The 22200-nt window shown below is 71.8% G+C and carries 18 protein-coding genes and 1 pseudogene; 10 read left to right on the top strand and 9 right to left on the bottom strand.

Features of this window, described 5'->3' with window-relative positions; translation table 11 throughout:
- The first annotated feature begins 38 nt into the window (after nucleotides 1-38).
- Genes QIS99_RS26670 through QIS99_RS26660 form a run of 3 tightly spaced genes read left to right on the top strand, consistent with a single transcriptional unit; the run spans nucleotide 39 to nucleotide 2451 of the window.
- Complete coding sequence (locus QIS99_RS26670) at nucleotides 39-1064, top strand: hypothetical protein (RefSeq protein ID WP_282516213.1); 1026 nt, start codon at nucleotides 39-41, stop codon at nucleotides 1062-1064.
- Nucleotides 1065-1086: 22 nt separating this feature from the next.
- Complete coding sequence (locus QIS99_RS26665) at nucleotides 1087-1836, top strand: LON peptidase substrate-binding domain-containing protein (protein WP_282516212.1); 750 nt, start codon at nucleotides 1087-1089, stop codon at nucleotides 1834-1836.
- A 60-nt stretch (nucleotides 1837-1896) separates the two neighbouring features.
- Nucleotides 1897-2451: an aminoacyl-tRNA deacylase gene (locus tag QIS99_RS26660; protein ID WP_282516257.1), complete on the top strand. Its 555-nt coding sequence runs from the start codon at nucleotides 1897-1899 to the stop codon at nucleotides 2449-2451.
- A gap of 95 nt (nucleotides 2452-2546) precedes the next feature.
- On the opposite strand, the gene QIS99_RS26655 is transcribed toward QIS99_RS26660, so the two are convergent.
- The 4 genes from QIS99_RS26655 to QIS99_RS26640 form a co-directional block, all read right to left on the bottom strand.
- Nucleotides 2547-3254: a hypothetical protein gene (locus QIS99_RS26655; RefSeq protein ID WP_282516211.1), complete on the bottom strand. Its 708-nt coding sequence runs from the start codon at nucleotides 3252-3254 to the stop codon at nucleotides 2547-2549.
- Nucleotides 3255-3316: 62 nt separating this feature from the next.
- Nucleotides 3317-4126, bottom strand: a complete 810-nt coding sequence (locus QIS99_RS26650; protein WP_282516210.1) for an ABC transporter permease — start codon at nucleotides 4124-4126, stop codon at nucleotides 3317-3319.
- Complete coding sequence (locus QIS99_RS26645; RefSeq protein WP_282516256.1) at nucleotides 4123-5094, bottom strand: ABC transporter ATP-binding protein; 972 nt, start codon at nucleotides 5092-5094, stop codon at nucleotides 4123-4125. Before QIS99_RS26645 ends, QIS99_RS26650 begins: the two co-directional genes overlap by 4 nt.
- 178 nt (nucleotides 5095-5272) lie before the next feature.
- Entirely contained in the window at nucleotides 5273-6505 is a 1233-nt protein-coding gene (locus tag QIS99_RS26640) for an NYN domain-containing protein (protein WP_282516255.1), read from the bottom strand.
- A 275-nt stretch (nucleotides 6506-6780) separates the two neighbouring features.
- Here QIS99_RS26640 and QIS99_RS26635 point away from each other — a divergent pair, with 275 nt between their 5' ends.
- On the top strand, nucleotides 6781-6948 hold the full coding sequence (locus QIS99_RS26635) for a hypothetical protein (RefSeq protein WP_282516209.1): 168 nt from the start codon (nucleotides 6781-6783) through the stop codon (nucleotides 6946-6948).
- Between the two features lie 114 nt (nucleotides 6949-7062).
- Here the strand turns inward: QIS99_RS26635 and dnaE are convergent, their stop codons facing one another.
- Complete coding sequence (dnaE, locus tag QIS99_RS26630) at nucleotides 7063-10617, bottom strand: DNA polymerase III subunit alpha (RefSeq protein WP_282516207.1); 3555 nt, start codon at nucleotides 10615-10617, stop codon at nucleotides 7063-7065.
- A gap of 161 nt (nucleotides 10618-10778) precedes the next feature.
- Here dnaE and QIS99_RS26625 point away from each other — a divergent pair, with 161 nt between their 5' ends.
- The 5 genes from QIS99_RS26625 to QIS99_RS26605 all read left to right on the top strand — a co-directional run bounded on the left by QIS99_RS26625 (nucleotide 10779) and on the right by QIS99_RS26605 (nucleotide 17353).
- Nucleotides 10779-12113, top strand: coding sequence for a DUF2252 domain-containing protein (locus QIS99_RS26625; protein WP_282516206.1), 1335 nt, complete (start codon nucleotides 10779-10781; stop codon nucleotides 12111-12113).
- A 78-nt stretch (nucleotides 12114-12191) separates the two neighbouring features.
- Nucleotides 12192-12881 carry a hypothetical protein gene (locus QIS99_RS26620; protein WP_282516254.1) on the top strand — a complete coding sequence of 230 codons (690 nt, stop codon included), beginning with the start codon at nucleotides 12192-12194 and terminating at the stop codon, nucleotides 12879-12881.
- Nucleotides 12882-12969: 88 nt separating this feature from the next.
- Nucleotides 12970-13791 carry a DsbA family protein gene (locus tag QIS99_RS26615; RefSeq protein ID WP_282516205.1) on the top strand — a complete coding sequence of 274 codons (822 nt, stop codon included), beginning with the start codon at nucleotides 12970-12972 and terminating at the stop codon, nucleotides 13789-13791.
- 104 nt (nucleotides 13792-13895) lie between these two features.
- Entirely contained in the window at nucleotides 13896-15695 is a 1800-nt protein-coding gene (locus tag QIS99_RS26610; RefSeq protein ID WP_282516204.1) for an alkaline phosphatase D family protein, read from the top strand.
- A 5-nt stretch (nucleotides 15696-15700) separates the two neighbouring features.
- Complete coding sequence (locus tag QIS99_RS26605) at nucleotides 15701-17353, top strand: serine/threonine-protein kinase (protein WP_282516203.1); 1653 nt, start codon at nucleotides 15701-15703, stop codon at nucleotides 17351-17353.
- A gap of 5 nt (nucleotides 17354-17358) precedes the next feature.
- Here QIS99_RS26605 and QIS99_RS26600 read toward each other — a convergent pair whose 3' ends face one another.
- Complete coding sequence (locus QIS99_RS26600) at nucleotides 17359-17928, bottom strand: dienelactone hydrolase family protein (RefSeq protein WP_282516201.1); 570 nt, start codon at nucleotides 17926-17928, stop codon at nucleotides 17359-17361.
- A 36-nt stretch (nucleotides 17929-17964) separates the two neighbouring features.
- Here QIS99_RS26600 and QIS99_RS26595 point away from each other — a divergent pair, with 36 nt between their 5' ends.
- Nucleotides 17965-19053, top strand: coding sequence for a mechanosensitive ion channel family protein (locus QIS99_RS26595; RefSeq protein ID WP_282516200.1), 1089 nt, complete (start codon nucleotides 17965-17967; stop codon nucleotides 19051-19053).
- Nucleotides 19054-19124: 71 nt separating this feature from the next.
- On the opposite strand, the gene QIS99_RS26590 is transcribed toward QIS99_RS26595, so the two are convergent.
- The 3 genes and pseudogenes from QIS99_RS26590 to QIS99_RS26580 form a co-directional block, all read right to left on the bottom strand.
- Nucleotides 19125-20711 carry a Na+/H+ antiporter gene (locus QIS99_RS26590; protein WP_282516253.1) on the bottom strand — a complete coding sequence of 529 codons (1587 nt, stop codon included), beginning with the start codon at nucleotides 20709-20711 and terminating at the stop codon, nucleotides 19125-19127.
- A 158-nt stretch (nucleotides 20712-20869) separates the two neighbouring features.
- Nucleotides 20870-21265, bottom strand: a pseudogene (locus QIS99_RS26585) (GNAT family N-acetyltransferase); the annotation flags it as partial.
- 177 nt (nucleotides 21266-21442) lie between these two features.
- On the bottom strand, nucleotides 21443-22200 hold a 758-nt coding region (locus QIS99_RS26580; protein WP_282516199.1), incomplete at its 5' end, for an RNA-guided endonuclease InsQ/TnpB family protein.

Below are 22200 nucleotides of genomic sequence, written 5' to 3'. Positions count from 1 at the left end.
CCTCCGTCTCCACCAGGTGCAAGGGAGGGCTCCCCACCATGCCGCTGTTCCGTGCCGTGATCGGCACGGCCCGGATGCTCCGGCACGCGCCGCGGCTCGCGGCGGGCCTGCCGGCCGACGACGCGGTGCTCCTCGACGCGCCCGACGAGCTCCTGGCCCCGGTCCTGCTCGCCGCGGGCCGCGGGGAGTACGAGCCGGCCGCGAAGCTGCTCGCGCACGTGCGCGAGGCCGCCGAGTGGGAGAACCGGGACCGCTGCCTGCTGCGCCTTGCCGCGTTCGCGCAGGGCCGCGGCGACTGGTTCGAGGCCTGGCTGGCCGCCGCGCCGCACGACCCGGACGTGCTGCTCCTCAAGGCCGAACTGGCGGTCCGGCACGCCTGGGAGTGGCCGTCCCGCGCCGAGCTCCTGCGCGAGGCGGCCCCGCTGATCACCGCCGCGGCTCAGGCCGACCGGCGCGACCCGGTGCCCTGGCGGATCGCCCTGGACCACGCGCGCGGCTGCGGGGTGTCGCGTACCGCGTTCCACGCGCTGTGGTCGGAGGCGGTGCGCCGCTCCCCGCACCACTACGGCTGTCACGCCGCGGCGCTGCAGTACCTCTCGGCGTCCTGGTACGGCTCGCACCGCGAGTGCTTCGACTTCGCCGAGCGGGCGGCGGCCGAGGCACTGCCGGGTTCGCTGGTGCGGGCGCTGCCGGTGCGGGCCGTGTTCGCGTATCTGTCCGGGCCCGGCCGGTCCTCGGTGCCTGCGGGCCGGCTGCACGCGGCGGCGGACTGCGCGATCGAGCTGTCGGCGGCGTACGAGGCGGGCGACCCGTACCCGGCGGAGGTCCGCAACCTGCTCGCGTACGTCCTGGTCCGGCTTGAGCGGTGGGGCGACGCCCTGGAGCAGCTGCGGCTGATCGGGCCGTACGCGACGTCCTTCCCGTGGGACCGGATCTCGCCGGATCCGCTCGGCCAGTTCCTCGAAGTGCGCGACGGCGTACGCCTGGACGTGGCCGCTGCGACGCCGCTGCGGGCGCGGGCCGGAAAAGTCCGCTCTGGGCGGACCCGCTCCGGGCGGGCGTGAGCGGCCATTAGGCTAGTCCGTCGTGACCACCGTCCGGCTTCCGCTCTTTCCGCTGAACACCGTGCTGTTCCCGGGACTCGTGCTGCCTCTGAACATCTTCGAGGAGCGCTACCGCGCGATGATGCGCGACCTCGTCAAGGCCGCGCCCGACGACTCCGACGAGCCGCGCAGGTTCGCCGTCGTCGCCATCCGCGACGGCCATGAGGTGGCGCCCGCCGAGCCGGGCCTGCCCGACGCCACGGCGGTGCCCGAGCGCGGCGCGGCGGCCGGGTTCGGCCCCGACCCGCTGAAGTCGTTCCACGGCGTCGGCTGCATCGCGGACGCCGCGACGGTACGGGAGCGCGCCGACGGCAGCTTCGAGGTCCTGGCCACCGGCACGACCCGCGTCCGGCTGCACTCCGTGGACGCCTCCGGCCCGTATCTGACGGCCGAGGTGGAGGAGCTGGAGGAGGACCCGGGCGACGAGGCGGGGGCGCTCGCCGAGGGCGTCCTGCGGGCGTTCCGGAACTACCAGAAGCGGCTCGCGGGCGCCCGTGAGCGGTCCCTGTCGTCGGGTGCGGAACTGCCGGACGAGCCGTCGGTGGTGTCGTACCTGGTGGCCGCCGCGGCCGTCCTGGACACCCCGACCAAGCAGCGGCTCCTCCAGGCCCCGGACACCGCGTCGCGGCTGCGGGACGAGCTGAAACTGCTGCGCGCGGAGACCGCGGTGATCCGTAACCTGCCGTCGTTGCCCGCCGTCGACCTGACGCGCGGGCCGACGAGCATGAACTGACCGCGTCCCCGCAGGCGAGGGCCGATGGCGAGGAAGTCCCCGATGGCGAAGAAGTCCCCCATGGCGAAGAAGTCCAAGTCCAGGAAGCAGCAGTCCGGCGGCACTCCGGCGACGGTGGCCCTCACCGAGGCGGGAGTCCCGTTCACGGTGCACGCCTACGAGCACGACCCGGCCCACCCGTCGTACGGCGAGGAGGCGGCCGAGGCGATGGGCGTGTCCCCGGACCGCGTCTTCAAGACCCTGGTCGCCGACGTGGACGGCGCGCTGACGGTCGCCGTGGTCCCGGTCGCGGGCTCGCTCGACCTGAAGGCGCTGGCCGGAGCGGTGAGAGGGGCGCGCGAAGCGCATCCGGACAAGGGTGGTGGCGGGCGACGGGAGGGCAAGCGCGCCAGTATGGCCGACCCGGCGGCCGCGGAGCGCACCACGGGCTACGTCCGCGGCGGGATCTCCCCGCTCGGCCAGCGCAAGCGCCTGCCGACGGTCCTGGACTCATCGGCCTCCGCCCATGCCACGATCTGCGTCTCTGCGGGCCGCCGCGGCCTGGAGGTGGAGCTGTCCCCGGAGGACCTGGCGAAGCTCACTGGCGCGGTGCTCGCGCCGATCGGGCGGGCCTGAGGGCTCGCTCCGGCCCTCGGTTCGGCCCGTGGGCGCCCTGGCGAGTCAGTCGTACGCGTGCCCTGCGAGTCAGTCGTACGCGTGCCCTGCGGGTGTCAGTCCGTACGTGAGCCCTGCGTGCCCTGCGTTCCCTGCTCCGGCGGGTACGGGTACGGGTGTGCCTCGCCCGGCTCGGTGGGCCAGGCGTGGTACGGCCCGTCGGCGAACTCGGGGTCGCGCGGGCCGAACAGCGCGGTGAGGCCGAGGTGCACGGCGAGCGCGGCGATCGGCCAGGCGAGCAGCGCGCCGAGGGAGCTCAGCTTCAGCGGCGCGTCGAAGGCGACTCCGGGGCCGGCCTCCTTGGCGCGAGCCACCACGTCGTCGCCGGGTCCGATCAGCAGCCCGAGCCGCCAGGCCACGACGGACGCGAGCAGCGCGCCGAGCGCAAGCCCGACGACCAGCGGGAGGCCGCCGCGCCTGCGCCACAGGAACACCGCGACGGCGCTGACCAGCCCGAAGCCGAGCGCGAACAGGATGAACGTGCCGTCGGCGCCGATCGCCTGCTCGCCCTCGATCTCCTTGAGGAACACGGCCTTGTCGTCGGCGACGAGCGGGACCCGCGGCGCGAGCTGCCCCCACAGCAGGCCGAGCAGCGCACCGAGGACCGTGAGGACCACCGCGACCGACGCCGCCTCGGTCAGCTCCCGCTGCAGTCCGGGCCCGCCCTCGTCTGCGCCCGGAGGCACGGCGGCGTACGGCGGCTGCGGCGCCGCCCAGGAGTGGTGGGCGGAGGCCTTGTGGGGAGGTGTGTGCGGTGCGGTCACCCTGCCATCGTGCCAGGCGCCGCGGAGGACGGCGGCCCCGGCCCGGCGATCATCCGCCGGCCTCAGCGGACCGCGGCCCGCCGGTACGCCCAGGTGGCGAGGGCGAGCGAGGCGACGCCGACGCCCGCGCACACCGCGAGGTCGAGCCCGACGGCCGCCCAGTCCGGGTGTGCGTCGAAGGTCCGGGCGAACGCTTCCACGCCGTACGTCGAGGGCAGCAGGTCGCGCGCGTACTGCAGCAGCACCGGCATCCGCTCGGCCGGCAGCACGCCCAGGAGCAGCGCCGCCGACATGCCCAGCTGGCCGAGGAGCGTGGCCAGTTCGGGCCGCGGCGCGAGCAGCCCGAGGGCCGCACCGAGCCCGGCGAGCGCGGCGCCCGCGAGCGGGATCACGGCCAAGAGCACCCATACGTGCGTGAGCGGAAGCCCGAAGAGGAGGCTCCCCACGACGGCCGTGACGAGCGTGCCGGGCGCGGTGAACGAGGCGTACGCCCCGGCAGCTCCGAGGACGACGGCGGCGGGCGGCACGGGCAGCGTCGCATAGTGGTCGAGGCCGCCCTGGGCGCGCAGCTGGCCGAAGTACTGGGCGAGCAGGTTCAGCGCGACGAACGCCACGACGAGCACCGCCGAACCGGCGACCACGGCCCGCGCCTCCTGGCCCCCGTCGACGACGCCACGCATCAGGACCATGATCCCGACGGACTGGAAGGTCGCGACGAACAGCAGCGGGATGCGGGCGACGCGCGCCCGGGACAGCTGGGCCCGGTAGACGGCGCCGAGCGCGGGCAGCAGGCGTGCGGCCGGGGCGAGCGGGGCCTCGGCCGCGGCGGCGCCCGCACCCGAGGCGGTCTCCGTCTCGTGCAGCGTCGTCACACCTTCACCAAACCCTTCGTACGCCCGCCGAGCGCGAGGTACACGTCCTCCAGGCTCGGCGTGGCCAGCGTGAAGTCATCGAGCGCGGCGAAGGCCGCTCCCCCTGTCACCGCGGCGACGGCGGCGCGGGCCTCGTCGGGCGCGAGCCGCAGGGTCCAGCGGCGGCCGGTCTCCTCGGCGGCGCCGTGCAGGGCGGCGACCTCCGGGACGTCGAGCGGGGCGCTCTCGCGCCAGACGAGGTCGAGCCGGACCTCTCCGGCGACGGCGCCCTTGAGGCCCGAGGGGGTGTCGCAGGCGATGACGCGGCCCTGTTCGAGCACGGCGACCCGGTCGAGCACGGTCTCCGCCTCGATGACGTTGTGGGTGACGAGCAGCACGGTGGTGCCGCGTTCGGCGCGGCGCCGGTCGACGGCGGCCCACACGGCGCGCCGGGCCACCGGGTCCATGCCGGTGGTCGGCTCGTCGAGGACGAGCAGCGGCCGCTCGCCGACGAGGGCGGCGGCGAAGCAGGCGAGGCGCCGCTGTCCGCCGGACAGCTTCTTCAGGGGGCGCCCGGCGAGCGGGGCGAGGCCGAGCTCGTCCAGCACGGCGTCCCGCTCGGCGCGGGCGGCCCCGACGTCGAGGCCGCGCAGCCGACCGGTGGTCTCGGCGGCGAGGGCGACGGTCAGTTCGTCGAGGGCGGTGGACTCCTGGCCGAGGTAGGCGAGCAGCCGCGCGGCCCGTTCGGGGTGGCGCACGACGTCGTGCCCGAGGATCCGCACGCTCCCGGAGTCGGGCCGCATCAGGCCGGTGAGCTGGCGTACGAGGGTGGACTTGCCGGCGCCGTTGGGGCCGAGCAGGCCGAAGATCTCGCCGCGGCGCACGCGGAGCGACACGGCGTCGGTGGCGCGCACGGCGGGCGTCGCGGGCGCGCCCCGGCGCCCGCGCGCGGCCGGATACGTCTTGACCAGCTCACGCGTCTCGCACACGGTCCCGTCGCCGTGTGCACCGTGATTCGGGTGGCCGGTACGCGTACTCACGAGGGAGGAGCCTACGGGACCGCCCACCCCTGGGCCTCCCCGGGGACACCGCCCCCGCTCCTGCAGGGGCCGAGGGGGCCGAGGGGGCCGAGGGCGACGAGGGCGACGAGGGCGACGTACGGGGCTTCTACTCCCCCGAAGGCGCCGGTGCAGCCACCTTCACGTCGACCTCGCGCCAGAAGCCGGCCCTGATCGCGTACCGGTCGTGCTCGTCGATCTGGTCGTCCTTGTGGGCGAGGAGGCCGAACCGGGCGGCGTAGCGCAGGAGTTCGCCGTCGATGCGGTGAGGGATGCGCGGGTACATACCGGACAGCTTCTGCACCTCGGCCGTCTCGGGCAGCCGGGCCATCCAGCGGCGGGCGAAGACCTGGCCGACCTCGAAGGGGTCGCCGCCGACCGTGGTGATGTCCTCCTCGCGGTCCGCCCAGCGCTGTTCGGCGGTGGTGAGCTGGGCGAGGGTGGGCAGCGCGGCGATCTCGGGGGGCTCGCCGGGGCCGCCGGGCCGGTCGATCCAGCCCTTGTCGGAGGACCAGCGCAGGGTGGCGTTGGTGTGGTCCTTGCCGGTGGGGGCGCCGGGGCCGTGCAGCGCGGCGAGGTCCTTGGGCGTGGGGACGCCGGGCTTGGCCGGGGTGCGCTCGGGCCCGGTGGGTTCGGCGTCGCGGGGCGCGGCGGCGGCGCCGTTCTGCTGGGCGGCGGGCTCCTCCGGAGCGTGCTCGGCGGCCGCGGCGAGCGCGGACTCGGGCAGCGGCGCGGAGAGGATCGCGGCGATCTCGGGGCGGGGCGCGGGCTGCGGTGCGCAGACCCCGGTGATCTCCTTCGCCCGTACCGCCTGGGTGATCCACGCGCGGTCGAGCACCCGCCGCTCGTCGGCCTCGGCGACCAGGTCCTCGGACTGGTTGTAGTCCCCGTCGGCGGCCTGCACGGCCCAGAGGTGGACGGCGACTCCGTGTTCCTTGGCGGACATCAGGCCGGGCAGCAGATCGCCGTCGCCGGTGACCAGCACGATGTCGGAGCAGGCGCGGTTGCGGGCGAGTTCGGTGAGCTCGGCGTGCATCGCGGCGTCCACGCCCTTCTGCGCCCAGCGCCCGTCGCTGCGGGTCAGGGCACCGAGCCGGACGGTGACCCGCGGCATCACGCGGAGCCTGCGGTGCTCGGGCTGCGGTACGCGGTCGGGGGCGCCGTCGAACCAGTAGATCCGCAGCAGGGGGCGCTCGGTCTCGGTCTCGGCGCGTTCGCGGAGGGCCTGGATGAGGGCGGGATGGTCGACGGTGATCCGTGACCGTGAGGGTTCCTTGGCGAGAAGACTCGCGGCGGCACCGAGCAGATATCCGGCGTCCACCAGGACGACGCAGCGGTCCACGCTTTCCACCCTCTTTCCCTGAGGCTCCCCGACTACGGGAATCGGGTGCGGGTTCGGTTCGGGTTGTCTTTCGAGTCTGCCCGACCGCACAGGGGTTGACGTCCCGAACTCGATCTTCGGCGTGGCGTTTCGGCAAGTTCGGCGCGCGGTTTCCCCGGATCGGTTAAGGCGTACGGCAATGACGCACGGTAATTCTCTGACATGCGCACTATGTCAGCTTATGTGAATCTGGTCCCGGCCCTGGCCCCTAGATCACCCTCAGGAGGCAGATCACCATGGCCAAGAACAAGAATCGCCAACAGGCCCAGCAGAACCGCGGCCGGCAGCGCCCCTCGGAGCGCGGCACGGATCAGCAGACCGAATCGGCGATGCCGAGCGACTCCCCCAGTCCGTCGAACCTTGCCGAACGCAGCCGTAAGCAGAAGAAGTTCGGCCACAACTGACGCAGGCCGCACACCGCCCGGCACAGTGCCGAAGGGCGCGCCCCGAAACGGGGCGCGCCCTTCGCGCGTCATGCGCGCGTCACCGGAGTTCCGTCCGGCCGGGGTGCTGCGCGGTCAGCCGGCGAGGCACTGCGGGCCGAGCAGCACCTTCAGGTCGCCGAAGAGCGCCGGGTCGGGCTGCACCCGGTGCTTGTCGAGCCGGAGCACCGTGGTCTTGCGGGCGCCGACCAGCTTGATACGGACCTCGGAGTTGCCCTTGTGGTGGCTGAGCACCTCGCCGAGGCGGCTGACCATGGGCGGGGTGACCTTGACCGTCGGGATGGTGATCAGGACCGGGGCGTTGGTGCCGGCGTTGGAGAGGTCGGGGACCTGCATCTCCATGGCGACCAGGCGGGGCACGTCCTCGCGCTTGTCGAGGCGGCCCTTGACGAACACCACGGCGTCCTCGACGAGTTGGGTCGACACCAGCTGGTACGTCGCCGGGAAGAACATGCACTCGATGGAGCCCGCGAGGTCCTCGACGGTGGCGATGGCCCAGGCGTTGCCCTGCTTGGTCATCTTGCGCTGGAGGCCGGAGATGATGCCGCCGATGGTGACGATCGAGCCGTCCGAGTAGTCACCGCCGGTGAGCTGCCCGATGCCCGCGTCCGCCTTGTCGGAGAGGACGTGCTCCAGGCCGAACAGCGGGTGGTCGGACACGTAGAGCCCGAGCATCTCCCGCTCCTGCGCGAGGAGATACGTCTTGTCCCACTCGTCCTCGGAGAACTCCACGTCGAGCCCGAAGCCCGGCTCGTCGCCGCCGCCCGGCTCGTCGCCCATCCCGCCGAAGAGGTCGAACTGCCCCTCCGCCTCCTTGCGCTTGACCGCGACGACGTTGTCGATCATCGGCTCGTACTGCGCGGTGAGGCCCTTGCGGGTGTGGTGCATGGTGTCGAACGCGCCCGCCTTGATGAGCGATTCCGTGGTGCGCTTGTTGCAGGCGGTGGCCTCGACCTTGTCGAGGTAGTCGGGGAAGGAGCTGAACTTCCCCTTGGCCTTGCGGGAGCGGATGATCGACTCGACGACGTTGGTGCCGACGTTGCGGACCGCCTCCAGGCCGAAGAGGATCACGTCGTCCCCCTGGGCCGCGAAGTTGTGCACCGACTCGTTGACGTTCGGCGGGAGCACCTTGATGCCCATGCGGCGGCACTCGTTGAGGTAGACGGCCGACTTGTCCTTGTCGTCCTTCACCGAGGTGAGCAGCGCCGCCATGTACTCGGCGGGGTGGTTCGCCTTGAGGTACGCCGTCCAGTAGGTGACCAGGCCGTACGCGGAGGAGTGGGCCTTGTTGAACGCGTATCCGGCGAACGGGACCAGGACGTCCCACAGGGCCTGGATGGCCGCGTCGGAGAAGCCCTTCTTGCGGGCGCCCGCCTGGAACAGGACGAAGTTCTTCTCCAGCTCCTCGGGCTTCTTCTTGCCCATCACGCGGCGCAGCACGTCGGCCTCGCCGAGCGAGTATCCGGCGATGATCTGGGCGGCCTTCTGCACCTGCTCCTGGTACACGATCAGGCCGTAGGTGAGCCCCAGGGTCTCCTTCAGGGGCTCTTCGAGCTCCGGGTGGATCGGGGTGATCTCCTGGCGGCCGTTCTTCCGCTCCGCGTAGTTGATGTGCGAGTTCATGCCCATCGGTCCCGGGCGGTACAGGGCCGAGACGGCGGAAATGTCCTCGAAGTTGTCGGGCTGCATCTGGCGGAGCAGCGAGCGCATCGGGCCGCCGTCGAACTGGAAGACGCCGAGGGTGTCACCGCGGCAGAGGAGTTCGAAGGTCTTCGGGTCATCGAGCGGGAGGTTGAGCATCTCCAGGTCGATGCCCTTGTTCGCCCGGACCATCTTGACGGCGTCGTCCATGATGGTGAGGTTGCGCAGGCCCAGGAAGTCCATCTTGAGCAGGCCGAGCGACTCGCACTGCGGGTAGTCCCACTGCGTGATCGTCACGCCGTCGGTGTGCCGGGTCCACAGCGGGGCGTGGTCGACGATGGGCTCGCTGGACATGATCACGCCGGCCGCGTGCACACCCATCTGCCGGACCAGGCCCTCCACACCCTTCGCGGTGTCGATGACCTTCTTCACATCCGGCTCGTTCTCGTACATCCCCCGGATCTCGCCCGCCTCGCTGTAGCGCGGGTGCTTGGGGTCGGTGATGCCGGAGAGGTCGATGCCCTTGCCGAGGACGTCGGCGGGCATGGCCTTGGTGAGGCGGTCGCCCATCGCGTACGGATAACCGAGCACGCGCGCGGAGTCCTTGATGGCGTTCTTCGCCTTGATCTTTCCGTACGTGCCGATCATGGCGACCTTGTCGGAGCCGTACTTCTCCGTCACGTACCGGATCACCTCGACGCGCCTGCGCTCGTCGAAGTCGATGTCGACATCGGGCATGGAGATGCGCTCGGGGTTGAGGAACCGCTCGAAGATCAGGCCGTGCGTGATCGGGTCGAGGTCGGTGATGCCCATCGCGTACGCCACGATCGAGCCGGCCGCGGAGCCTCGGCCGGGGCCGACCGCGATGCCCTGGCTCTTGGCCCACATGATGAAGTCGGCCACGACGAGGAAGTACCCGGGGAAGCCCATCGAGATGATCGTGTCCATCTCGTACTCGGCCTGCTTCTGGCGGTCCTCGGGGACGCCGCCCGGATAGCGGCGCTCCATGCCGACCCGGACCTCCTCCTGGAACCAGGTGACCTCGGTGAAGCCCTCCGGGATGTCGAACTTCGGCATCAGGTCGCGCTTCTCGAACATGCCGGTGGTGTCGATCTGCTCGGCCACCAGGAGCGTGTTGCGGCAGCCCTCCTGCCAGGCGTCGGAGGAGTCGATGGCGTACATCTCGTCCGTCGACTTCATGTAGTAACCCGTGCCGTCGAAGCGGAAGCGGTCCGGGTCGGAGAGGTTCTTGCCGGTCTGGATGCAGAGCAGGGCGTCGTGCGCCGTCGACTCGTGCGCGTACGTGTAGTGCGAGTCGTTCGTCACCAGCGGCGGGATGCCGAGCTTCTTGCCGATCTCCAGGAGGCCGTCACGGACCCGGCGCTCGATCTCGATGCCGTGGTCCATCAGCTCCAGGAAGTACCGGTCCTTGCCGAAGATGTCCTGGTACTCGGAGGCGGCCTTCAGGGCTTCGTCGAACTGGCCGAGGCGGAGGCGGGTCTGGAGCTCGCCGGAGGGGCAGCCGGTGGAGGCGATCAGGCCGTCCGACCACTGGGCGATGGTCTCCTTGTCCATGCGGGGCCACTTCTGCAGCCAGCCCTCGGCGTACGCGTCCGAGGAGAGCTTGAAGAGGTTGTGCAGGCCCGTGCTGTTCGACGCCCAGATCGTCTTGTGCGTGTAACCACCCGAACCGGATACGTCGTCCCGCTTCTGGTGCGGCTGGCCCCACTGGATCTTCCGTTTGTACTGCCGGGACTGGGGCGCGACGTACGCCTCGATGCCGATGATCGGGGTGACGCCGGCGTTCTTCGCGGAGTGGAAGAAGTCGTACGCGCCGTGGAGGTTGCCGTGGTCCGTCATCGCGACATGGGTCATGCCCATCTCGTTGCAGGCGTTGAACATGTCCTTCATCCGGGCCGCGCCGTCGAGCAGCGAGTACTGGGTGTGGACGTGCAGGTGCGTGAAGGGCGGCCTGGACGAGGCGGTCACGGTGGAAGACCTCCGGAAGAACTCACGGCGACGTAGTGGGGGGACAGCGCTGAAGTCTACGTCCGGGGACTGACAACCCGCGGGCACTCACGGGTAGCTTCGTGCGTTGGAAGAGGATGGAACACCTGTCCCATTTGTCATGCACCAGGAGGCACCCAGCGATGTCGGTCCCCGAGCTCAGCGCCGAGCAGCGCGGCGAGCAGATCCTCGACGTCTTCGACACCGCCTTCGGCGAGCTCCTCGCCGCCGATCCGGCCGCGTTCCGGGTGAAGTTCCGCAAGATGGCGGCGAGCGCCTTCGCCTTCTACCGCGGCACGGCGTGCCTCTTCTACCACGACCTGGAGCACATACCGGACGGCTCGTACCTGGACGAGCGCACCGGCAAGGTGTGGATCCACGGCGACCTGCACGCCGAGAACTTCGGCACGTACATGGACTCCCAGGGCCGCCTGATCTTCAACGTCAACGACTTCGACGAGGCGTACGTCGGCCCCTTCACCTGGGACCTGAAGCGGTTCGCCGCCTCCGTCGCCCTGATCGGGTACACCAAGGCGCTCTCCGACGAGCAGATCACCGACCTGGTGCGTACGTACGCGGGCGCGTACCGCGAGCGGATCCACGCGCTGGCGACCGGCGCGAAGGCTGGCGACATATCTGAGCTGCCGCCCTTCACCCTGGACACGGCCAAGGGACCGCTCCTGGGCGCGCTGCGCTCGGCCCGCTCGCTGACCCGGTTCGGGCTGCTCGACTCGATGACGGAGATCCGGGACTTCGAGCGCAGGTTCTCGTCCGGCGGCGGCGCGATCGAGCTGGACGCCGCCACCCGGTACAAGGTCCTGGCCGCCTTCGACGGGTACCTGGAGACGCTGCCCGAGTCGTCCCTGTCCCGCCCCGACTCGTACCGCGTGAAGGACGTGGTGGGACGGCGCGGGATCGGGATCGGCTCGGCGGGGCTGCCCTCGTACAACATCCTGCTTGAGGGCAATTCCGACGCCCTGGAGAACGACGTCGTGATCTACCTCAAGCAGGCGCAGACCCCGGCGGTCTCGCGGCACATCACGGACCCGGCGGCCCGCGCGTACTTCCAGCACGAGGGCCACCGCACGGTGATCTCCCAGCGGGCCCTGCAGGCGCACGCCGACCCGTGGCTGGGCTGGACCGAGCTGGACGGCTCGGGCCAGCTGGTCGCCGAGGTGTCGCCGTACGCGGTGGACCTGGACTGGTCGGACATCGACGAGGTGGACGAGATCGCCGCCGTGATCGCCGACCTGGGGCGGGCCACGGCCACGATGCACGCCGCGGCGGACGACGAGAGCGGGCACTCCGAGCTGGTGCCGTTCTCCACGGAGCGGGCGATCGACGCGGCCATCGCGGCCGACGAGGAGGGCTTCGGGGACATCCTCGTGGAGTTCGCGCACGCGTACGGGGCGCGGGCCCGGCAGGACCACCAGATCTTCGTGGACCTGTTCCGCAACGGCCGGATCCCGGGCCTGTAGGGGCTCCCACCAGGGCCGGGGCGTTCACAGGAAAACTTGAAGGGGGGCTTACACCGAGGCATGGCAGACTTTCACGCCATGGACATATCCGGGTCGCAGCTCCGCGCGGCGCGGGCAGCGCTCTTCACGGCGGTCGTCGTGACGCTGTCCGCCGCCTCGCACGTGCTGCTGTCCCGGGTTCCGCTGCCGCTGACCACGGTCGCGGCGGTGAGCGCGGCCGTGTTCGCGCTCGCCTATCTGCTCGCCGGTCGCGAGCGCGGCTTCTGGCGGATCACGGCGCTGCTCGTCCCCCTGGAGCTGGCCGCCGACACGGTCTTCACCGCCGGCCAGCACGTCTGTTACGGCGCGGCGGGCGGTCCGGTGGCCGGTCCGCTGCGCTCCTTCGGGCTTGACGTGCTCTGCGCCGGTGACGGCGTGGGCGCCGCCCTCGCGCGGGCCGCGGGCGGCGGGCAGGGGCAGACCACCGAGCTGCTCGCCTCCGCCGATCCGGCCGCGGCCTGGCTGCTGCTCGCCGCGCACATCGGCGTGGGCCTGATCGCCGCGGCCTGGCTGCGGCGCGGCGAGAGCGCGCTGGCGCAGCTGCTCCGCGCGGCCGGCCAGCTGGCGTTCCGGCCGCTGCTCGTCGCGGTGGCCGCCGTCTCCGTACGCATCGGACCGGTGCGGCGTGCTCCGCTGCCCGGCCGGAAAACCCGCACCCCGCGCGCGTGGCTCGTCGCGCACTCCGTGAACCGGCGTGGACCGCCGTGCCAGGCCTCTGTTTTCGCCTGAGCACGAGCACCAGCACCGGCACCAGCACCAACACCGGCTGGACCACCCCACACCACGTCACGTACGACGTCACATACGGAGAAGAATCATGAGCAAGCGCAACAGCCAGGCGGCGAAGACGGCGGCCCGCGAGCGGCTGCGGGCCGAGCGGGAGCGGCAGGCCAAGAAGGACAAGGTCCGCCGGCAGGTCATCGTCGGCGTGAGCGTCGTCGGCGTCCTGGCCGTCGCGGGCGGCGTCGGCTGGGCCGTGATGCAGGCGAGCAAGCCGTCCGCGTGGGAGGCCGCCAAGACGGCGAAGGTCGTCGTCCCCGCCAACACCTCGGGCAAGAACGGCACGACGGTCGTCATCGGCGAGGACAGCGCGAAGAAGACCCTGGAGATGTACGAGGACCCGCGCTGCCCGATCTGCGCCTCGTTCGAGCAGGGTGTCGGCGAAACGATCGAGAAGGACATCGAGGACGGCAAGTACAAGGTCAAGTTCGTCGGCGCCACCTTCATCGACGACGCTACGAACGGCGAGGGCTCCAAGAACGCCCTGAGCGCCCTCGGCGCCGCCCTGAACGTGAGCCCCGAGGCGTTCCTGGAGTTCAAGTCCGCGCTCTACTCCGCCAAGCACCACCCCGCGGAGAGCGACGACAAGTTCAAGGACGACTCGGCGCTGATCGAGATCGCGAACGACGTCCCGGCGCTCAAGGGCAACGAGAAGTTCCAGAAGGCGGTCGAGGGGGGCACCTATGACCGGTGGGCCCTGGAGATGTCGGACGCGTTCCAGAAGAGCGGTGTGCAGGGCACGCCGACGCTGAAGATGGACGGCAAGAAGCTGGAGGCGGAGTTCCCCGACGGTCAGAAGGGGACGCCGATGACGGCCGAGCAGTTCACGAAGACGATCGACGAGGCGCTGAAGGGCTGACCACCGCGTCGCCCTCGCCGCCCACGGGTACTGCACCCAAAGAGCGGGCGAACTTTCGGAGTTCGCCCGCTCTTTGCTCATACCGGTCAGTAATCTGACCGATTGTGACCAGTAGAATCCCCAGCCAGACCACGGGCCCCCAGACCACGAGCCCTCGGGCCACGAGCCCCCAGGCCACAAGCCCTCGGGCCACGAGCCCCTCGCCGTCAACTCCGGGGCGCCGCACGGTCGTCAAGGCCGCCGCGGCCACCGCGGTCGTCGTCCCGCTCGCGGCCGCCCCGCTCACGGCCACGCCCCTCGCCCACGCCGCCGAGAACCGCCCCGCCTTCCGGCACGGCGTCGCCTCCGGCGATCCCCTGCCCGACGGGGTCCTGCTCTGGACCCGGGTGACGCCGACCGCCGAGGCCGTGCCCGGCTCGGGCAAGGGGCCCGACACGGCGGTGCGTTGGGAGGTGTCCGAGGACCGGGACTTCAACCGGCTCGCGGCGAGCGGATCCGTCACCGCGCGTGCGGCGGCCGACCACACCGTGAAGGCCGATGTAAGGGGCCTGCGCCCTGCGACCGACTATTACTTCCGCTTCACAGCGGGCAGTGCGGCCTCCTCCGAGGGCGCCCCCGAAAACCCCTCCGAGGGCTCCCCCAAGGCCTCCCCCGTCGTCTCCCCCGTAGGCCGCACCCGCACCACCCCCGCCCACGGCGCGACGGCGCCGGGCGTCCGGTTCGGCGTGGTGTCCTGCGCCAACTGGGAGGCCGGCTGGTTCTCCGCGTACCGCCATCTCGCCGACCGCCCCGACCTGGACGCGGTCCTGCACCTCGGCGACTACCTCTACGAGTACGCGTCCGGCGGCTACCCCGTCGACGAGGACGTGATCCGGCAGCACGCACCGCTGCACGAGATCGTCTCGCTCGCCGACTACCGCACCCGGCACGGCCATTACAAGACCGACCCCGACCTCCAGGCCCTGCACGCCCGCCACCCCGTGATAGCGATCTGGGACGACCACGAGATCGCCAACGACACCTGGTCGGGCGGCGCCGAGAACCACACGCCGGGCACCGAGGGCGACTGGTCCGCACGCCAAGCCGCCGCCAAGCAGGCCTACTTCGAGTGGATGCCGGTCCGCCCCGCCACCGAGGGCACCGTCTACCGCCGCATCCGCTACGGCAGCCTGGCCGACCTGCACCTGCTCGACCTGCGCTCGTTCCGCTCCCAGCAGACGACGGTCGGCAACGGCGACGTGGACGACCCGGAGCGCACCCTCACCGGACGCGCCCAGCTCGACTGGCTCAAGAAGGGTCTTGCCGCGTCCCGGGCCCAGTGGAAGCTGGTCGGCACCTCGGTGATGATCTCGCCGGTGGCCTTCGGCTCCGTACCGGCCCATCTGCTCGGCCCGCTGGCGGAGTTGCTGGGGCTGCCCAAGGGGGGTCTTGCGGTCAACGTCGACCAGTGGGACGGCTACACCGACGACCGCAGGGAACTCCTCGCCCACCTCACCGACCTGGGCATCCGCGACACCGTCTTCCTGACCGGCGACATCCACATGGCCTGGGCGAACGACGTGCCGGTGAAGGCCGCCACGTACCCGCTGTCGCAGAGCGCCGCCACCGAGTTCGTCGTCACCTCGGTGACCTCGGACAACCTCGACGACATCCTGCACGTCGCCCCGCAGACCGTGTCCCTCGTCGCGGCGGGCGCGGTCAGGGCCGCCAACCGGCATGTGAATTGGCTCGACATGGACTCGCACGGCTACGGCGTCCTCGACGTCACCGCCGAGCGCTCGCAGATGGACTACTACGCGCTGTCCGACAAGGCCGACCGGGACGCGACCTCGTCCTGGATCCGCTCGTACCGGACGCTTTCGGGCACGCAGCGGGTGGAGCGCGCGGAGCAGCCCGTACGCTGATCCGCATGAACGGGGACGGGGGCGCGGCCCACAACAGAGTCGTCGACGGACGCTTCGAGCTGATCGAGCGGCTCGGCAGCGGCGGCATGGGCACCGTGTGGCGGGCGCGCGACACGGTGCTGCACCGCGAGGTGGCCCTGAAGGAGGTCCGCTCCCCCGACCCGGCCCAGTCCCCGGAGGCGGGCGCCGACGCGGACCGGGTGCTGCGCGAGCGGGTCCTGCGCGAGGCCCGCGCGCTGGCCCGGCTCAGCCATCCGCACGTGGTCACCATCCACCACATCGTGGACGCGGCGGTGGAAGGCCACCCGTGGCTCGTGATGGAGCTGCTGCCCGGCCACACCCTTCAAGACCGGCTCGCCCAGGGGCCGTTGGACCCGCGCGAGGCCGCTCGCCTCGGCCGCCAGGTGCTCTCCGCGCTGCGCGCCGCGCACGCCGCGGGCATCCAGCACCGGGACGTGAAGCCCGCCAACGTGATGCTGCGCGAAGACGGCAGCGCGGTCCTCACCGACTTCGGCATCGCCGCACTCCAGGGCACGTCCTCGCTGACCGCCACCGGCGACCTGATCGGTTCCCCCGAGTACATCGCCCCGGAGCGCATCCGCGGCACCGACGACGACCCGGCCTCCGACCTCTGGTCCCTGGGCCTGGTCCTGTACGTGGCGGTGGAGGGCGTCAGTCCGCTGCGCCGGGCCACCACGCTCGCCACCCTGGCCGCGGTGCTCGACGAGCCGGTGCCGCCGCCCGTCCGCTCGGGCCCGCTCGCGCCGGTCCTGGCCGCCCTGCTCGTCCGGGACCCGGCCGCCCGGCCCGACGCGGCCCGCCTGGACGCACTGCTCGGCCAGGTGGAGTCGGGCACCGCCGCCGCCCTGGCGTCCCAGCCGACCCGGACCTCGTACGCGCCGACGCCGCCCCCGCCGCCCACCGCCGTGGACAGCCCGCGCCCCGTGCCGCTCCCGGGCCGGGCCGAACCGGGCGAGTACGGGCAGACGTCCCCGTACGTGTACCCGTACGGGGAGGCGGCGCCGCCCCCGCAGACGCGGCAGCAGCAGCCGGGCGGGCGGAGCCGTACGCCGGTGCTCGTGGCGGTGATCGGCCTCGCCGTCGCGCTGGTCGCGGGCACGGCCCTGCTGTTCGCCCTGGGCGACCCCGGCGGCGAGGGCGAACGGGCCGGGGGCGGCGGACCGGAGCAGAGCCGCACCGCCGGGCCCGGCCCCACCAAGTCCCCCGCCGGCGGCGCCGGTCCGGACCGCACCAAGAAGCCGGCGAACCCGGCAAAGCCGAAGCAGCCCACGCGCAAGCCCAGTCGTACGCAGAAGCCGCCTCCGGCCTCCGGCAGCTGGGTCGCCCAGCTCTTCTCGGAGCCGGTCTCCACGGGCACGGCGGCCCGCGACCGGCGCGTCGCGAAGATCCGCGAGACGGTGCCGAACGCCCGCTTTGTGCGCAGCGACAACTACGCCTCGCTCAGGCCGGGTTACTGGGTGATCTACGCGCCCGGCCCGTTCTCCAGCGGCCGGGCGGCGCTCCGGCACTGCGCGGCCCTCGGCCGGACGACGCCCAAAACCTGCGTCGGCCGGTACCTGAGCCGCGACCGGGCCGACTTCCCGCTGCAGTGCCGCCCGCCCGCCGCGAACCCGACGGGCCGCTGCACGCGCGACTGACCCGCCTACAGGGACTCGACGAACCCCAGCGCCACCCGCCACGTCTGCTCGGCCGCCTCGGAATCGAAGTCCGGCAGGTCCGGGTCCGTGTAGAGGTGGCCTGCGCCCGCGTACCGGAACACCTCGACGTCCGCCCCTGCCCGGCGCATCCGCAGGTACCACGCGTTCAGCCAGTCGTGCGGCTCGAACGGGTCCGGGTCGGCGACGTGCAGCTGCACCGGCAGGTCGTCCACCGTCGCCCCGTCCGCGATGTCCGAGGTGCCGTGCAGCAGAAGCAGCCCGCGGGCCTTCTCGTCGGCGAGCGCGAGGTTCTGCGCGAGGGAGCCGCCGAGCGAGAACCCGGCGTACAGCAGCCCGCGTTCGGAGTGCGGAGCGGAGGCGGCGACGGCGCGGCGGAGCAGCTCGTCCGAGCCGATCTCCTCCTTGATCTTCATCCCCTCCTCGACGGTGTCGGCGGTCCGCCCGTCGTAGAGGTCGGGCACGTGCACCTCGTGCCCGGCGGCGCGCAGCCGGTCGGCCGCGGCGTGCACGGCCGGGCGCAGGCCCTGCGCCGAGTGGAAAAGCATGATGTCCATGCGTCCATCGTGCCAGGCGCACTTACCCTCGGACGCATGGAGAACGTACTGCGTCCGCTGATCGTCCTCGGTGGCACGGTCGTCCTCACGCTGGCCGTCGGCTGGCTGGTGGACCGCGCGTTGCAGCGGGTCGACGCCCGCCACCCGGAGACCCCGCTCTGGGATCTGCTCCGCCGCTGCCGCCTGCCTCTCCAACTGGTCCTCGGCACGGCCGTGCTGCTCGCCTCGCACGACCGGTCCGGGCTGCTCACGGCCCATCGGGACGGCGTCACGCACATCCTCGCCCTGACCCTCATCGCCTCCGCCGCCTGGCTGGTGGTGCGGGTCGCGGTGGCGGTCGCCGACGCGTCGTACGCGCGGTACGCGGCCACGCAGCACGACCGGGCCCGGGTGCGCCGGGTGCGTACGCAGGTGACGCTGATCCAGCGCGTGGTGACGGCCGTCGTCGGGGTGGTGGCGGCCGCGGCGATGCTTCTCACGTTCCCCGCGATGCGCACGGCGGGCGCCTCGCTCCTTGCCTCGGCCGGGGTGCTCGGCATCGTCGCGGGCATCGCCGCCCAGTCCACGCTCGGCAACCTCTTCGCCGGGCTGCAGATCGCGTTCGGCGACATGGTGCGGCTCGGTGACACGGTGGTCGTGGACGGCGAGTGGGGCACGATCGACGAGATCACCCTGACGTTCCTGACCGTCCGCACCTGGGACGACCGCCGGATCACCATGCCGGTCTCGTACTTCACGTCGAAGCCGTTCGAGAACTGGTCGCGCGGCGGCGCCCAGATGACCGGCACGGTCTTCTTCCACCTGGACCACCGGGCGCCGTTGCCGGAAATGCGGGAGAAGCTGCACGACATCCTGCGCGAGTGCCCGGCCTGGGACGGCCGCGACTGGGGGCTCGCGGTCACGGACACGACCCCGTCCACGATGCAGGTCCGCGCCCTGGGCACGGCGAAGGACGCGGACGACATCTGGACGGTCCGGGTCACGGTCCGCGAACAGCTGATCCGCTGGCTCACGGAGCACCACCCGTACGCGCTGCCGCACATCGCGACCACCTCGGCACCGCTTCCGCCGCCGGTGAAGCACCCCAACGAGCCGGAGCCGGAGCTGCGGACGGGCCGGGGGTGAGGTCAGACCGGGAGTGAGGTCAGGCCGGGAGTGAGGTCAGGCCGGGGGCGGCTGTTCGGCCCGGCGTGACCTCAGCGCAGACTGCGAACGTCCAGGTGCCGCAACACTCGGTCCACGATCTCCGGATCGGAACCGTGCTCGTTCCGCGCCGCCAGCACCTCATGCCGCGCGGCACTCATCATCTCGCCCTGGATCCGCCGTACCCGCTTCGCCCACGCACTGCGCTTCACGTACGCCGCCCTGCGGTCCTCGTCGACCATGTCGGGGCTGATCCGGGCCCCGATGTCGTAGGCGCGGCGGGCCAGTTGCTCGGCGAACTCGTCCGGCAGCTCCTCCACCTCCTGGATCTCCCTGAGCCGCCGCTTCGCGGCCTTCGCCGCCCGGATCGCGAGTTCCTTCTCGAAGGCCTCCTCGGCCTCGGCGTCCGCCTCGACCCCGAGCTTCCGTACGAGCCAGGGCAGCGTGAGCCCCTGCAGGACGAGGGTGGTCATGATGACCCCGAACGCGATGAAGATGATCTCTTCGCGTACGGGGAAGGCCTTCCCGTCGTCCGTCGTGAGCGGGATGGCGAGGGCGAGCGCCACGGACGCCACGCCCCGCATCCCGGACCACCACATGATGACGGTCTCCCGCCAGCTGACCGGGATCTCCTCGTCGTAGTCCCGCCTGTGGTGCAGCCGCTTGGCGATCCAGGTGGCGGGCAGCAGCCACAGCAGCCGTACGAGGACGACCACCGCGGTGACGGCCGCGGCCCAGCCGAGGAGTTCGCCCCAGCGGCCGGACGCGGTCCTGACGGCGTTGTGCAGTTCGAGGCCGATGAGCCCGAAGGCGATCCCGGTGACGAGGGTGTCGACGACCTCCCAGAACGTGCGCCCGGCGAGCCGCCCCATCACGTCGTCCGCGTCGGTCGCGTACTCCGCCAGGAACAGCGCGGTGACCAGGACCGCCAGCACCCCGGAGCCCTTCAGCTCCTCGGCGAGCACGTACGCGACGAACGGCACGAGGAGGGTCAGGCCGACCTGGAGGGTGGCGTCGCCGAGGAAGTCCATCAGCTTGTTGGCGGCCCAGCCGATGGCGAGGCCGACGGCGAGCGCGACGACCGCCGACAGCAGGAAGTCCAGGGCGGCCGCCGGCACCGAGAAGGAGCCGCTGACGGCAGCGGCGATCGCCACGTGGTACAGCACGATCGCGGTGACGTCATTGAACAGGCCCTCGCCCTCCAGGATCGACACGAGCCGCCTGGGCAGCCCGAGTTGACCGGCGACGGCGGTGGCGGCGACCGGGTCGGGCGGCGCGACGAGCGCCCCGAGCGCGACGGCCGCGGCGAGCGGCAGCCCCGGCACGACGGCGTCGGCCACCACCGCCACCGCGGCCGTCGTGACGAAGACCAGGGCCACCGCGAGCAGCAGAATCGGCCGGAGGTTGGCGGTGAACTGCCGCCAGGACGTGCGCTGTACGGAGGCGTAGAGCAGCGGCGGCAGGACGAGCGGAAGGATGAACTCCGGCGGGATCTCGACATTGGGCACGAACTCCAGGAGCGCCAGCACGATCCCGACCAGCGTCATCAGCACCGGCGCGGGCAGCCCGAGCCGTGCCCCGACCGGAACGCTCAGCACGGCCCCGAGGAGCAGGACGAACAGCAGGGCCAACTGGTCCACTTCGAGGGCCTCCCAGGCGCGCACGACGGGCGCCGGCACCGCCGGGACGGCGCACGGGCGCGCCCCCGGAGCTCGGGAACGCGCCCTCAAGCCTGCCACGCATAACCGGAAAACCGGTCATGTCCCCCTGCTCGGGGCGCTACGCCCCCGCAACCGCCCTACAGCTTCCGCCGCATCGCCCGGTGCACGATCCCCGCGTCCAGGAACTCCCCGCCGTACGCCGCGTATCCGAGACGTTCGTAGAAGGCGAGCGCACGCGTCTGCGCGTGCAGGTCGACCTCCGCCAGGCCGAGCGAAGCGGCCGTCTCCTCGATGCCCCGCACCAGCGCGGCCCCCACGCCGAGCCCGCGCGCGGCCGACGTGACGGCGAGCCGGCCGAGCGAGCCGACGGCCGGGTCGCCGCCGGTCTTCTCCGCGGCCGCCGCGCCGTGCAGCAGCCACCCGGTGCCGAGCGCCGCCCCGTCGTCCCCGATGGCCAGCACATGCACGGCGACCTTGTCGTACGTGTCGTACTCCAGGTTCACCGGTACGCCCTGCTCCCGTACGAAGACCTCTTAACCTCTTCCGTCGTCCTGAAGGGCGAGGATTTTCCGTCTGTGGGTGGTCCTCGCCGTGAGGTCCTCCCGCTTCGGGTGAGTTCCTGTTTCCTCCCCACCAGGGTGGGGGTTGTGCGCGCTGCCAGGGCGACCCCTTGGTCTTATGTGCGCTCCGCAGGCGTTTACTCGCCGCCGTTACCGGCGTGAGGCCCCCGGTTCAGGGGTGGGTGGTTCTGTCGCCGCGAGGATGCGGCGGCCTTCGTATCGGACGTTCTTGCCCGCATTCCAGTCCCGGTCGTGCCGGGTGCGGCATGTTGGCTCGGAGCACACCCATTCGCGGACGTTGAGCGGCTTGGGGCCGTCTCGGTGTCCGCAGGCGGAGCAGATCTGTGAGCTGGGGAAGTCGCGGGCGACCTTGACGAACTGCCGCGCTCGCCGTGTCGCCTTGTACTCCAGGAAGGACACGAACTGTGCCCATCCGGCGTCGTGCACGCTCTTTGCCAGTCGGCCCCGCGCCAGTCCTCGCACGTTCAGGGTCTCCGCAAACACCGCTTGGTTTTCGCTGGTGAGCTTGTGGGACCACTGGTGATGGAAGTTCCGGCGCGCATCGGCCACCTGGGCGTGAGCGCGTGCGACCTTGATCCGGGCCTTGTCCCGGTTGTTGCTGCCCTTCTTCTTCCGCGACAGCTCCCGCTGCCGCTTCTTCAGCTTCTTCTCCGCCCTGCGCAGGTAGCGGGGGCTAGCGATGTGCGAGCCGTCCGCCAGGACCGCGAAGCGGGTCAATCCGAGGTCGATGCCCTGGTCACCGTCGATGGGCGGCAACACGTCGTCGGCCGGGTCAGTCTCGACCACGAACGAAGCCCAGTACCGGCCGGAGCGGTCCTTGAGCAGCGTCACCGACGACGGCACAGAGGGGAGATCGCGGGTCCACTTCACCCGCACGTCACCGATCT

Source organism: Streptomyces solicavernae, assembly GCF_029968095.1.
Classification (GTDB): Bacteria; Actinomycetota; Actinomycetes; order Streptomycetales; family Streptomycetaceae; genus Streptomyces; species Streptomyces solicavernae.
This window is presented reverse-complemented; position numbering and strand designations above follow the sequence as displayed.